At 69.1% G+C, this 13,611-nt stretch carries 10 protein-coding genes; 3 read left to right on the forward strand and 7 right to left on the reverse strand.

Annotation, left to right across the window (positions count from 1 at the left end):
- Positions 1-36: 36 nt before the first annotated feature.
- From ACFWDI_RS32435 to ACFWDI_RS32455, 5 genes are all read right to left on the reverse strand, one after another.
- The gene (locus ACFWDI_RS32435; RefSeq protein ID WP_385309512.1) at positions 37-1,221 is read right to left on the reverse strand and encodes a polysaccharide deacetylase family protein; all 1,185 of its coding nucleotides are present in this window, start codon (positions 1,219-1,221) and stop codon (positions 37-39) included.
- 66 nt (positions 1,222-1,287) lie between these two features.
- Positions 1,288-2,112, reverse strand: coding sequence for a hypothetical protein (locus ACFWDI_RS32440; protein WP_385309513.1), 825 nt, complete (start codon positions 2,110-2,112; stop codon positions 1,288-1,290).
- Positions 2,109-3,758: a polysaccharide deacetylase family protein gene (locus ACFWDI_RS32445; protein ID WP_385309514.1), complete on the reverse strand. Its 1,650-nt coding sequence runs from the start codon at positions 3,756-3,758 to the stop codon at positions 2,109-2,111. Before ACFWDI_RS32445 ends, ACFWDI_RS32440 begins: the two co-directional genes overlap by 4 nt.
- Before the next feature lie 91 nt (positions 3,759-3,849).
- Positions 3,850-5,445 carry a glycosyltransferase gene (locus ACFWDI_RS32450; RefSeq protein ID WP_385309515.1) on the reverse strand — a complete coding sequence of 532 codons (1,596 nt, stop codon included), beginning with the start codon at positions 5,443-5,445 and terminating at the stop codon, positions 3,850-3,852.
- On the reverse strand, positions 5,445-6,782 hold the full coding sequence (locus tag ACFWDI_RS32455) for a nucleotide sugar dehydrogenase (protein WP_385309517.1): 1,338 nt from the start codon (positions 6,780-6,782) through the stop codon (positions 5,445-5,447). The genes ACFWDI_RS32450 and ACFWDI_RS32455 overlap by 1 nt, the downstream gene beginning before the upstream one ends.
- 416 nt (positions 6,783-7,198) lie before the next feature.
- Between ACFWDI_RS32455 and ACFWDI_RS32460 the strand changes: the two genes are divergently transcribed.
- Positions 7,199-8,194, forward strand: coding sequence for an SDR family oxidoreductase (locus tag ACFWDI_RS32460; protein WP_385309519.1), 996 nt, complete (start codon positions 7,199-7,201; stop codon positions 8,192-8,194).
- A gap of 156 nt (positions 8,195-8,350) precedes the next feature.
- On the opposite strand, the gene ACFWDI_RS32465 is transcribed toward ACFWDI_RS32460, so the two are convergent.
- On the reverse strand, positions 8,351-10,540 hold the full coding sequence (locus ACFWDI_RS32465) for an MMPL family transporter (RefSeq protein WP_385309521.1): 2,190 nt from the start codon (positions 10,538-10,540) through the stop codon (positions 8,351-8,353).
- A gap of 217 nt (positions 10,541-10,757) precedes the next feature.
- Here ACFWDI_RS32465 and ACFWDI_RS32470 point away from each other — a divergent pair, with 217 nt between their 5' ends.
- Together ACFWDI_RS32470 and ACFWDI_RS32475 are read left to right on the forward strand one after the other, a co-directional pair.
- The gene (locus ACFWDI_RS32470; protein WP_385309523.1) at positions 10,758-12,026 is read left to right on the forward strand and encodes a sensor histidine kinase; all 1,269 of its coding nucleotides are present in this window, start codon (positions 10,758-10,760) and stop codon (positions 12,024-12,026) included.
- Entirely contained in the window at positions 12,011-12,670 is a 660-nt protein-coding gene (locus ACFWDI_RS32475; RefSeq protein ID WP_385309525.1) for a LuxR C-terminal-related transcriptional regulator, read from the forward strand. The genes ACFWDI_RS32470 and ACFWDI_RS32475 overlap by 16 nt, the downstream gene beginning before the upstream one ends.
- A 252-nt stretch (positions 12,671-12,922) precedes the next feature.
- On the opposite strand, the gene ACFWDI_RS32480 is transcribed toward ACFWDI_RS32475, so the two are convergent.
- Positions 12,923-13,456: a GNAT family N-acetyltransferase gene (locus tag ACFWDI_RS32480; RefSeq protein WP_385309527.1), complete on the reverse strand. Its 534-nt coding sequence runs from the start codon at positions 13,454-13,456 to the stop codon at positions 12,923-12,925.
- Positions 13,457-13,611 lie beyond the last annotated feature (155 nt).

Raw genomic sequence — 13,611 nt, forward strand, 5'->3', positions numbered from 1 at the left:
GTGGGGCGGCCCGATGTGACCGGCACAGCCTGGTGATCAGGCCAGTGCCGCGAGGAGGGCTCTGATCGTCGGCAGCCTCCACACGGCGAGGAGACCCAGGGTGGGGTCCCACATCGGTGCGGGACTCGGAGCGAGTCCGCCGGTTCTGTCACTGGTGCTGCTCAGCCCGGCGCTGCTCAGCACGGCACTGGCCAACTCGGCACTGCTCTGCTCGGTGCTGCTCTGCTCAGAACCGCTCTGCTCGGTGCTGCTCCGTTCGGTACCGCTCTGCTCGGTACCGCTCTGCTCGGTACTGCTCTGCTCAGAACCGCTCTGCTCAGAACCGCTCTGCTCGGTACTGCTCAGCTCAGAACCGCTCTGCTCGGCATCGCTCTGCTCCGTACCGCTCTGCTCGGTGCTGCTCTGCCCCGTACTTTTCCCGTTACTGGACATGACTTCGCCGACCGTGGCCACGCGCGTACCGGCCGAAGCGCGGGTCTTCAACCAGTCCAGGAACGCGGACAGAACCTTCGGCTTGATCCCGTACGTGGGTGTGCACCCGTCGCAGACATGGTGGAAGACCAGGGGAACCCAGCCACCTCCACGCTTCTCGGCCTCCGTCACAAACCCCTTGAGGTTGTTCAGGCTTGTGGACGTCTGCACGGAGCCCGGTGTCCGGATCTGGTACGCGTTGTCGGGGGGCATCCGGTCGACGTACGGGCACCCGTTGCAGTTCCCCTGAGCCACCAGGCCCCCCACACCCCTGGCGCTGGTGTAGCCGCACTCGGCGACGGCGCGCCGGGAAGCCGCGTCGGCGGCACCGTAGGGGTAGGCGAAGCTGCGTACCGAGAACCCCATTTTCTGCAGGGCCTTGCGGTCATCACAGATCTCGCGCTTCTGCTCGGTGGTGCTCAGGTTGGGCAGGCGGGGGTGGTGCAGGGTGTGCCCGCCGATTTCGTTGCCGTCGTCGGCGAGCTGCTTTGCCTGCGAGGTGCTCATGTATTGCGGCCTGCCCAGATTGCCGCTGATCAGGTAGAACGTCCCCCGCATGCCATGGGCACGGAGGATCGGCCGGGCCTCGGTGAAGTGGGACAGCCTGCCGTCGTCGAAGGTGAGCGAGACGACGGTTCTCGTCGCCGCGTGTGCGGCCGGCAGCCCGGACAGGGGCATGGTGAGGGTGAGGAAACAGGCGGCCAGGAGCGCGAGAGCCGGTACGGTCAACGACCGGTATTTCACGGACATGCGGGGGATCCTTGATGTTCGGCGCCGCTGAGGTGGTCAGCGAAGCGGATTGCGAGGGCGGGAGTTCTAGGACGCGGCCGCGACGAAGTTCCTGAACTGGAAATTGGCGTTGTCCCCCCGGACTCCGACGCCACCGGCGATGAGCAGATTTCGGGGGGTCCTGTCCACGACGTCCAGGACCCGCCGACCGCCGACCTCGAGGATGAGCCGGACAGTGCCGTTGGAGAGAGTGGTGGCACTGGTCCTGACATTGACCCAGGTGTTGCGGGGAAAGACATTCCGGGCGGTCGAGCCGATTTGGTAGTACGTACCGCCGTTCTCACTTCCGGGCGGATTCTTGCGCTTGATGACGCAGACCCCGTCACGGCGTGCGACGCTGACCGCGTAGAGCTCCGTCTCGTCGTGATAGCGCATCCAGAGGTGCAGCCCGTCCCAGTTGACCGCGGGGGTACGGGGCGTGCTGACCAGCGCGGAGAGCCACATCTGCGTGGTGACCACGGTGTTCTCGAAGTCGTGCCGCTGGCTGGCCAGCCGGAACACACAAGAATTGTTGCCGTTTGTGGAGCCGGCGTTCGGGGAGATGCTGTCCGGCACGCCTGACCAGGCGGCCCCGTTGAGGCCGAAGACGGAGCCGCTTGTCATGTCCCAGACGGTGGACAGCTTTGCCCCGGGCTTGGTCGGGTTCCAGTGGGCGTACTCGTTGGTCACCAGCCCGCTGTTCGGAAAGGTCGGACGGAACGGAGCCGGCACCGCGGCCCTGCGCATCAGGGCCGCACCGACCGGAGGCGCGGCGACCGCGAGCGTCGCGCCGCCGAGGAGCGCAGCGCGCAGCCATGCCCGACGGGACGTGGACGGAGCGCTCGGGGCGCGAAGTCGGGGCGTATCCGTCATCGGTGTCCTCCTGCAGATGTCTGTGATGTACGGGAGATCGGGGTGACCCGCAGGTCGGCGAAGGCAGGCCAGCTGTCGGCCCGGGCACCTCGGCTCACCGCCAGGCCGATGCCACCGCGGCTGGACGGCCCCGGGGGGCTGTCGACAAAGAGTCGGACGGTGCCGTCGATCACAGCGACAGTCCGCGTTCCGCTGACAGTCACCTCCACGTGGTGCCGCGCAGACGGCGGGAGTTCCCGCCTGACGAACACGACGTCATCGCCTGCGGCTGCGATCTGAGCGGTGTCCCGGGAGACTCTGATGGCCAGAGCCGACCTGCTCCCCACCCGGACGACCAGGTTGCCTCTGGGGCCGCGGGAGTTCAGCCCGCTGATGTCGACGGAGGCGGTGTAGTCGATCCAGTCGGCGGTGGCGTACGGGGCGTAGGAGGCGTACACATACGAGCGGCCTTGCGGATAGGGGCTCCGGCCGGTGAGGAACCCGATGGTCTCCGCGTGGTGCCAGTCGACCTTCGCCCAATGCCGCGGCTGCTCCAGGGGTCGGCCGGAGGGCGGTAGCGGGGTACGGGACGCGACCTCGTTCAGCAGCGCTTCCGGCGTCGTGCTGCTGAACACCTCCAGCCGCTGGATGTTCTTCTGCGCCGCGGAGCGCCGGCCGGCCGGCGTCGGGCTGAACGTCCGGTCGGTCAGCGTGGCCGCGAAGAGCTGCCGGAGAAGGTCGCGCGCGTACTCCGTCGTGGCACTGCCGGTCGTGGTCTTGCCGGGTGTGCCGTTGCCCGGCCGGGCGCTGTCCGCGTCGGAGAACGGGTATGCGAACAGCCGCGGCCTGGGGAGGCCGTGGGACGCGAAGTCCCGCAGTGATGCGTCGAGATCGCTCCGGACACGCGTACGGTAGTGCGCCACGCTCTCCAGTTCGCCGTCGGCGGGGTCGTAGATCCGGTTGGTCAGGAGCGAGCCCTTGCGGCCGTCCGGGCCGACGACTCCGCGACTGTGCAGGTCGTGCGTATGGTCTTGGAAGTCCCACCGGCCGGAGCGGGCCATCCGGGCGACCTCCTCCCAGGACAGGTAGTACGGGCGGTGCTTCCCGACCCGGCCGGAAATCAGGAACGACGTGGCGTGCTGGTGGTGCCGCGCGAGAATGCGGTCCGCGTAGCGCCACAGACCGTCGGTTCCGTCGTCGAAGGTGAGCAGGACCGACCGGCGGGGCACGGCTCCGCCCTGGAAGTAGGAGACGAACTGGTCAGCCGTCAGCGTCTGGTAGCCGGCGGCGCGCAACGCGGTGAGCTGCGCGTCCAACTGCTGGGGTGTCACCACATAGCGGTTGCCGTCGCTGTCGGGCCGGACGTCGTGGTACGTAAGCACCACCGGTGCCGCATGCTGGGGCAGGCCGGACCCGAGCGCCCGCCACGTGTTCAGGGTCTGCGCATCGATGTCGGCGGGGGCGGTGGTGTACTGGGGGCTGAGGCTCTCACGGGCTTCGTGCAGCCGCCACGCCACGGCGAAGGGCACCGTCACCACCAGGACAGCGGCCAGGGCCAGCAGGGCGCGCAGCAGTCGGCGCCTCGGAGGGGCGGCGGGGGGAATTTCGCGCCCGGACGGCGACCGGCCCGCTGGTGGGCTACCCGGCGGTGCTAGGGAAAGGGCCATGTCTCCGTTCCTCCGCGAGACAGCACGACGAGGTAGAGGGCGAGGACGACCGCGCCGGTCACGGCCACGGTGAACATGCGGATGACGGCTCTCATGTCGCGCTCCGCGACCACACACCGCGCCGGATGGTGGCGGCGGAGTAGAACAGCAGCCACGACAGCAGCACGGACGAGAGGAGGCTCATCAGCGGCCGGTAACGCCATCCGGTCGAGCCGGGATTGTCGAGCCTGAACGCGAGGCCCCAGAAAGTCCCCTTGACGAGGACCCCGGCCAGGTAGAGCAGGGTGAGGAAGTACGTTCCCTGCATCGGCACCCACACCAGGTGGCGCACCGCCATCACCGGGGCGGCCAGCACCCACAGGGCGTGCAGGTAGTACAGGGCCGCGGGGCCGGGCCCGCGCCGCCAGATGAATGTTCCGGTGAAGAAGAGGTTGCGGACGAAGCTCTTCTTCCACCGGACCTGCTGGCGCATGAAGGGCCGGAACCGGGTCGGCACGTTGGTCCACACCTTGGCCGACTCGACATAGCCGACGCGCCACGGGCGCTCCGGGTAGTCCGCGGCCGCAACGAACGGCGAATCGGCGTACCGGCGCTTCAGCCGCTTCCCCTTCCACTGCTGGCCGAGGACGTATCCGGTGAGCTGGCGGTCGGTGGCGAAGCGGAACTCGCCGCCGAGGAAGCGGTCACCCGCCCAGGCGGGCAGGTAGTTGTAGACGGCGTCTCGGCGGAAGACGGCGAGCGGCCCGGAGACGCAGGTCACGGAGCCGAACGCGGATTCGGCAGCCTTGGACACCCGGAACTGGCCCTCGTACCAGACGTCCTGGATCCGGGAGAGGATGCTCTCGTCGGCGTTGAGCGCCCGCGCGTGCCCGCTGACCGCGCCGAGTTCCGGGTGGCGCAGCAGCGCCGTGACGCAGCGGGTGAGCGCGTCCTCGGCCAGCACGCAGTCGGAGTCGGTGAAGGCGATCACATCGCCGTCGGCGAGCTCAGCGGCCCGCACCAGAGCGTGCTTCTTGCCCACGTTCTGTTCCAACGGAAGCACGGTGATGGCGAGTTCGGCAGCGAGGGACGCCAGAATCTCCCGGGTGCCGTCGCTGGAGCCGTCGTCCACCACCACGATCTGCAGATCCGGATAGTCGCTGGCGACCATCGAGCGCACGCACGCCTCGATGCACTCGGCCTCGTCCTTGACCGCCAGCAGAAAGCTCACCCGCGGCACCGCCGGCAGCGCCGGGAACTGGGAGAGGTTGCGGGGCCGCCTGCGCAACTGGCGGACTGCGGGGTCGTCGTACAGGGCGTAGGCGACGTAGAAGATGGCGATCGCCCCCAACAGCACCAGGAAGCCATAGCCCAGCAGGAGGGGAGACCGGAGGAGTTCGGGAGCGCTCCGGGCCAGGAGCAGCAGAAGCGGCAGCAGAAGCAGCAGGGTGATCAGCCGCCGTACGGCCTGCCGCAGTACGGGATCGAGCCGGCCCAGCCTTCCGGCCGGGCGCCGGGACCGCCGATGCCGCCGATGCCGCGGGGGCGGCGCGTGGTTCAGGCTTCCGAGGACCGGGCGCCGGGACTGCTCCGGCGGGGACGGCGAGAGTGCTCGGACCTGGTCCTGCGTCATGGGCGGGGCCGGGGCTTGCGCCTGGGCCTGGGCCTGGGCCTGGGTCGTGCTGTAGCCGGTGGCTTGGACCGTCATCACACCACCGTCCGGCCCTTTACCGCGTCCAGGCGGTAGGTGGCGTCCAGGACGAGTGGCTGCTCCTCGAGCCAGTCCAGATCCTGGCCCCGATGGATGGTGTGGACCACCACCAGGTCCCAGATCTGCGCCTGCGGCTTCGCCTCGCTCTCCATCCGCTTCCCGGCGACGGCCAGTTCCGTCACCCTCGGGTCGGTGTACGAGACCACGGCACCTGCCTGGGTCAACTCGGCGAGGATCTCCAGCGCCGGGGACTCCCGCAGGTCGTCCACATCCGGCTTGTAGCTGACGCCGAGGACCAGAACACGGGCACGACTGAGCGGCACACCGCGGTCCGCGAGGAGTTCGCGAGCCCGGCGTACGACCTTCCGGGGCCGGGTGGCGATCGCGGTCATCGCTGTGTCGATGAGCGGCAGGGCGACGCGCTGCCGACGCAGTTGCCAGAGCAGGTAGTGCGGGTCGCAGGGAATGCAGTGGCCACCCACTCCCGGCCCCGGGCGGAACGGCATGAACCCGTACGGCTTCGTCGCGGCGGCGTTGATCACCTCCGTGACCTCGAGCCCCAGGTGCCCGCAGGCTGTGGCGAACTCGTTGGCCAGCGCGATGTTGACGGCACGGAAGGTGTTCTCCAGGAGCTTGCACATCTCGGCGGCTTCCGGGGAGCCCACCTGATGAACCTCCGGCGCGGAGCCCCTCAGAACGGCGACCGCACGGCGGGTGCACTCCTCGGTCTCGCCGCCCACGACGCGCGGCGTGGCGTTCTGCGGGTGGACCGTGTTGCCCGGGTCGATCCGCTCCGGGGAGAACGCGACGAACACGTCGCGCCCGGCGTGCATGTCCCGGTCAGCCAGCGGCCGCAGGAGCAGGTCGCGGGTGGTGCCGACGTAGCTGGTCGAGGTCAGCACGATGGTCTGGCCGGGTACCGCGTGTTCCACCACGGTGGCGCAGGCGGCGGAGAGTGCGGTCAGGTCCGGTACGAGATGCTCGTCCACCGGAGTGGGTACGCAGATCACGACGGTACCCGCGGCCGCGAGCCGCTCCGGATCGGTGGTCAGGGTGCACGTGTCACTCCCTGCGAACTTCCGCAGCCGCTCGTGGTCGTCGGAAACCAGGTCGACTCGGCTGGCGCGGATGTCGTCGATCCGCTGCTGACTCGCGTCGAGTCCGATGACCTCGTTCCCCGAGGCGAGCAACGCGAGAGCCGTGGGGAGTCCCACGTATCCCATACCTACGATCGCCACCGGTCTCCGGTCGACCGGCTCGGGGGCAGTGGCAGTTCTGTCTTCGGAGGATGACTGAGGCCAGACCGGCAGCGCACGGCCCCCGGCGATAGGCACAGCGAAAGTTGACAACGGGTCCCCTGAGACGTGGAAAGGCGCGGCGGTTGCCGCCGGATTGACAAGACACGTGCCCCAGAACACTCGTAACGGGGCGCAACCACGAGACTACCGAAGCGCGAACGTTTCATTGGTGAATGTCATAGTGTGTCGATTTTGTGTGTGTCACGTGTTGTACACGGACGCGAGAGTCTCGAGGTCTGTCGTCACACACAGATCAACGAGACCGCCGCCTTATGTACACGCCCACTTGGGACTTGATCGTCCAGGCGCGCGCGGCCCGAAAGGCACGCATCGGCGACAGAGTCCGCACATGCCGCCGTCCCGGGGCCGGGGTTCGGGAGGAGCCCGCGCTTCGCTCGCCTGTCAGCAGAATCGTTTTCGTCCGGAACGGCCCAGGAGGCAGAGTCGCGGGTATGAGACTTCTTATTCTGGGAGGCACGGAGTTCGCGGGCCGTGCGGTGGTCGAGTCGGCCCTTGCGCGCGGCTGGGAGGTGACGGTCTTCCATCGCGGGCGGCACGAAGCACCGGCCGGTGTCACATCGCTGCTCGGCGACCGCACCGCGCCGAACGGGCTTGCGGCGCTCGCGGACGGCGAGTGGGACGTGGTCGTCGACACCTGGTCGGCCGCGCCGTCGGTCGTACGGGATGCGGCCCGGCTGCTGGCGGGTCGGGTCGGCCGCCATGTCTATGTATCGAGCTGCTCGGTGTATGCCTGGCCGCCATCGGCCGGCAACGACGAAACCTGCCCGGTGGTGGAGGCCTCGCCCGACGCGGTCGAAGTCCCTTACGCGGAGGCCAAGCGGGGCGGGGAACTGGCAGTGCTGGACGCGTTCGGTGAGGAGCGTTCGCTGCTGGTGCGGGTGGGGCTGATCATCGGCCCGTGGGAGAACATCGGCCGACTGCCGTGGTGGCTGCGGCGGATGGCCCGCGGCGGCCCGGTGCTGGCGCCGGGTCCGCGGGACACCCCGCTGCAGTACATCGACGTACGCGACCTCGCGGAGTGGATGCTCGATGCGGCGGTACGGGGCCTGAGCGGCCCGTACAACCTGGTGAGCGAGCAGGGCCACACGACGATCGGCGAACTGCTGGAGGCCTGTGCGCGAGCCACCGGCTCGGACGCGGAACTGCGCTGGACGCCACCGGAGGCGATCCTGGCGGCAGGCATCGAGCCCTGGACGGACCTCCCGATCTGGATCCCGCAGGAGCAGCAGCCGGAGCTCCACCGCGCGATCCATGGAGTGAACGTCGCCAAGGCGCTTGCCGCGGGGCTGAGTTGCCGCCCGGTCGGCGCGACGGTGACGGACACATGGGCTTGGCTCCAGTCCCTGGGCGGCCCCGCACCCCAACGGCCGGACCGCGTGCCGGTTGGCCTGGACCCGGTGGTGGAGGCGAAGTTGCTCGGCGTGTGAACGGGTCGCCCGAGGCGGGCGTGTTCCCCCTACCCGCCGCTTCCCGCTGTGCCGATGTGCAGCTGCGCCGCCTGGGGGGCTCCGCCCCGGACCCGCGCCCCAATCGCCGGCGCGGCTTGATGTGCCGGCGTACCGGGTCCGGGGCGGAGCCCCAGGTCAGGCCCGAGTCCTCCGCAGGTCCGCCGGCACCAGGGGCGCCTGGCGGTCGCCCGGCGGCGTCGGCCGTACGTCCGACTCGCCGTGTTCCAGTTGCGGCAGCCACCTCAGGCCCCTCGGCGTGCGCCAGTTCCGCTCGCCCAGCAGCGCCATCACCGACGGCAGCAGCACCATCCGTACGATCGTCGCGTCCAGCAGCACCGCCACCGCGAGGCCCACGCCCATCTGCTGCATGTCCTGCATGGACAGCGTCCCGAAGACCGCGAACACCGCGACCATGATCGCCGCCGCGCCCGTCACCGCGCCCGCCGTGCGGCGGATGCCCTCGTTGATCGCCGCGCGCGTGTCCGTCCCGCGGTCACGCGCCTCGCGGATCCGCGACACCACAAAGACGTGGTAGTCCATCGACAGACCGAACAGCACCACCAGGACGAACAGCGGCAGCCAGCCCTCGATCGCGCCCACCGACTCCGTACCGAGCGCCGACGCCCCCCATCCGTGCTGGAAGACGGCGACCATGACGCCGTACGCGGCCGCCACCGAGAGCAGGTTGAGCAGGATAGACGTCACCGCGATGACGTACGACCGGAAGCAGAACAGCATCAGCAGGAACGTCACCGCCGTGATGAACGCGAAGACCGGCACGATGCCGCGCTTCAGCTGGTCGTTGAAGTCGACGGACCCCGCAAGCTCACCGCCCACATACACCTGCGCCCCGGTACCGGCGAACGCCGCCGGCACCCGCTTCTCGCGCAGGTCCGCGAGCGCTTCCCGGGAGCGGGCGTCGCTGCCGTTGCCGGCCAGCGCCACGTCGATCTCCGCGACGTTCTGCGCCTTGTGCACGGTCACCTTGTCGGACGTCGCGTCGAAATTCGCGAGCGCGCCCCGCATCCGCTCCGAGTCGATGTCGTCGGCCTTCACAACCACCCGCGCCGGCTCCGGACCGCCCGGGAAGGCCTCGGTGATCTTCTTGTACGCGACGGACAGCGCGGCGTCGGAGCCGAACTGCTTCTCCATCCCGAGCTGTTCGGTCTTCATGCCCACTGCGGGCGCCGCGAGTACCAGCAGCACGGCGACCGCACCGAACGCGAACAGCTTCGGCCTGGCGAGTACGGGCCTGAGCACCGCGCCCGCCACCGCGCCGCTCTCGTGCGCGCCCTTCTTGCCACGCCGGTTCAGGATGGGAATCCGTCCCGCGTCGATCCGGTCCCCAAGCCAGGCCAGCAGCGCCGGCAGCACCGTCACCGAGCCGAGCATCGCGATGAGGACGACGAGGATCGTGGCCAGCGCGAAGCCCTTGAAGAGCATCAGCCCGGACAGGAACATCCCGGCCATCGCCAGCATCACGGTCACACCGGAGACGAGGACGGCCCGCCCGCTGGTCGCGGCAGCGATCCGCAGCGCGGTCTCGGCGTCGTGCCCGGCGGCCCGCTCGTCACGCTCGCGCCGCAGATAGAACAGGCAGTAGTCGACGCCGACCGCGAGCCCCATCAGGAACATCACGGAGTACGTGGTCTGGAAGAGGTGCAGCTGATGGCTGGCCAGCGAGAGCAGACCGAAGGCGGCCATGCACGCCGTCAGCGCGAGACCGACCGGGAGCAGCGCCGCGACAACGGCCCCGAAGGCGACCAGCAGAATGCCCAGCGCCAGCGGTACGGCGGTGAACTCGGCCTTCTGGAAGTCCTCGGAGAGCAGATCGCCGAGCCATTTCTCCGAGCCGGCCTGCCCGAACTGATGTATCTCCACGTCCTGTTGGACCTTGCCGGTGTCCCGTACGGTGTCGAGCACGGGCTGCACCCGGTCCGCCGCCGTCTTCGCATCGCCCTTGATCTGGAAGCGGATCAGCGCTTCCCTGCCGTTCATGGAGGCGAGCGGCGACTCGACCTTCTGTGCCTCGCCCGTCTTGTCGATGGCCACGGCCAGCTCGCGCGCCGCGTCCTTCCAGCCGCCGGCCGTCTTACTGCTGACCAGGACGAGCTCTCCGGCCGGCTGATCCAGGCCGGCGTCGTCGAGGATCTTCTGGGCCCGCGCGGAGTCGCCCGTACCCTGCTCGGACTCGGACATCTCGACCATTCCCGATGCCCCGCCGACCACCGTGGCCAGGACGACGAAAAGCAGCCAGCCGATGATCGCCGTTTTGCGGTGATGTGCGCTCCACACACCGATACGTGCCGCGAGGTTACGCCGCATGGCGTTTCGCCCCCAGAGGTAAGCGCCGAATAAGTCGAGTACGACGCTAGAAATCCGCGGCCTCGCGTCCCAGCCGTCAAGGCCCCCTGCCGCGGAGACGAAAGGCGAGCTCAGGAGGGTGGTGCCAGGTACACCCCCAGCTGGTGTCCGGGCCCAGTGCCGTGACTGCGGGCACCGGCGACACTGATGCCCGAGACCGAACAACGAGGGGGATCCGATGAACGCGACGAAGGCACGTGACGCGGTGGTGGCCGGCGCACGAGGGCTTGCGCTGGCACTCATGGCGCTGGTGGGCTCGGTCACAGCCTTCTGCCTGGCGGTGGTCTCCATGGCCCTCATACCGATCGGTGTGGGTGTCTTCACCACACCCGCCCTGCTGCACCTGGTGCGGGCCCACGCCAACAGGCGGCGGCTGCTGGCGGCCCAGTGGTCCTCGGTACGCATCCCGCTCCCGTACCGCCCCCTCCCCCGCGATATGCGCACCGGCATCACCGGCCAGGTGGAGCGCTGCACACTGATGTTGAAGGACCCGGCGACCTGGCGCGATATGCAGTGGCTGCTGGTGGACATGACGGCGGGGGCCATCGTCGCGATCCTCCCGCCGTCGCTGGTGCTGGAAGGCATCTTCGGTCTGCTGCTCCTCGCCGGTCTGTGGCAGCCGATCGTCGCGGCGGACGGCACGTACTGGTATTCCTTCGTCCCGGTCGACGGATGGGGCACGGCAGGTCTTGCCGCACTGCTCGGACTGGTCTGGCTGACCGTCGCCATGAACGCCAACCAGCTGCTGATCCGCACCCACTTCAGGCTCAGCCGCGCGATGCTCGCCCCGAACCACGACCTCGAGCTGGAGCAGCGCATCGACCGGCTCACCGAGACCCGGCACGACGCCCTGGACACCTCGGCGGCCGAACTGCGCCGTATCGAGCGGGATCTGCACGACGGAGCACAGGCCCGGCTGGTCGCCATGGGCATGAACCTGGGCACCATCGAGGCGCTCATCGAGAAGGACCCGGCGCAGGCCAAGGAGCTCATCTCCAAGGCCCGCGAGTCCTCCGCCGAGGCGCTGACCGAACTGCGCGACCTGGTCCGCGGCATCCACCCGCCGGTGCTGGCGGAGCGCGGCCTCGGCGACGCGGTCAAGGCGCTGGCACTGCGGCTGCCGGTCAGGACCGAGGTGGACGTGGAGCTGTCCGGCCGCGCGGACGCGCCCGTCGAGTCGGCGGCGTACTTCGCGGTCAGCGAGGTGTTCACCAACGCGGTCAAGCACTCCGGCGCGGACCGGTTCTGGGTCGACGTCACCCACTCGGGCGGCTTCCTGCGTATCGCGGTCACGGACAACGGCAAGGGCGGCGCGGTGATCGGAACCGGCTCCGGACTGAGCGGTGTCGAACGCCGACTCGGTACATTCGACGGCGTCCTGGCCGTCAGCAGTCCCGTGGGCGGTCCCACCATGGTCACCATGGAGATCCCTTGCGAGTTGTCCTAGCCGAAGATCTGTTCCTGCTGCGTGACGGCTTGGTCCGCATGCTCGAGGCCTACGACTTCGAGATCCTGGCCGCCGTGGAGAGTGGACCGGAACTCACCAAGGCACTCGCCGAGTTGGAACCGGACGTCGCCGTCGTCGATGTCCGGCTTCCGCCGTCGCACACGGACGAGGGGCTGCAGTGCGCCCTGGCGGCGCGGCAGGCCAGACCCGGGCTGCCGGTGCTCGTTCTCTCGCAGCATGTGGAGCAGTTGTACGCGCGTGAGCTGCTGGCCGACGGGAACGGCGGGGTCGGCTATCTCCTCAAGGACCGGGTCTTCGACGCGGAGCAGTTCATCGACGCGGTACGGCGGGTGGCTGCCGGTGGTACGGCGATGGATCCGCAGGTGATCTCGCAGCTGCTGTCGCGGCGGGCGCAGGACAAGCCGATGGGCGGACTGACCCCGCGCGAGCTGGAGGTCATGGAGCTGATGGCGCAGGGCCGTTCCAATACCGCGATCGCCGGGCAGCTGGTGGTCACGGAGCGGGCGGTGGCCAAGCACACGTCGAACATCTTCGGGAAGCTGAATCTGCAGGTGTCGGACGACGACAACCGCCGGGTGCTGGCGGTGCTGGCGTACCTGGACCGCGGCCAGGGCGTGTTTTAGAAGTAGCGCCGTTCGCCCGTAGGGCGGGCCCTGCGGCGTCTGGTGCGTGCAATCGCAAGGCGGAGGATCGCCCTCGTACTGGACGTACTCGGGCGACTCCGACAACATCGCGAGTGTGCGTGCCAGGGGTCGCGGGGCAGGCGGGACTTCTCAAACACGACCTAGGACTGTCCAGGGCCGTTCTGTCCTCGATCGCCGGACGGGCTTGGAAATCAAGCCGGTCCGGCGATCGAGGACGAGCCGGCCGACGCGTCAGGCCTCGTACTGCGTGAGGTCGATCGCATAGACGCTCAGCGGCAAGCCGTACACCGGGTGCGTCGTCTGGCGCTCCAGCTCCATGCCGAGCTTGCGCATCACATTCTCGGAGGCCTCGTGGCCGGTCCGCGCGATGCTGATCACGCGGTCCAGGCCCCGGTCCTGGAGCGCGAACTCCAGTGAGGCGTGGGCGGCTTCGGAGGCGTACCCCTGGCCCCAGAACTGCCGGCCGAGCCGCCAGCCGATCTCCACGGCGGGCAGCACCTCGGGCAGGAACACGGGGACGGACAGGCCCACGAAGCCTGCCAGTTCGCCCGAGGCGAGGAGCTCGACGGCGAAGAGGCCGAAGCCCTCCTCGTCCCACTCCTCCTCCCATCGCTCGATGTCCTCCGCGGTCTGCTCGAGATCGCGGACCGAGCCGTCGCCGATCCACTGCATGACCTCCGGGTCCGCGTTGATCTCGGCCATCGGGACAAGGTCGTCCTCGTGCCAGCGGCGGAGGAGGAGTCGGGGAGTCTGGATCTCGGTCATGGGCCCCATCCTGCCATCCGCGGGCGCGTCCGACTTCAGCGCAATACGCCGGTTTTGCTGATGGAGAATTCTACGAATTCCCGCTCCGAACCCACTCGGCTTGAACACCCCATGAGCCACACCCGTATGGAACGTCGCGCTTCTCCCTCAGCCGG

This window comes from Streptomyces sp. NPDC060064 (assembly GCF_042736455.1).
In the GTDB taxonomy this organism is placed as follows: Bacteria; Actinomycetota; Actinomycetes; order Streptomycetales; family Streptomycetaceae; genus Streptomyces.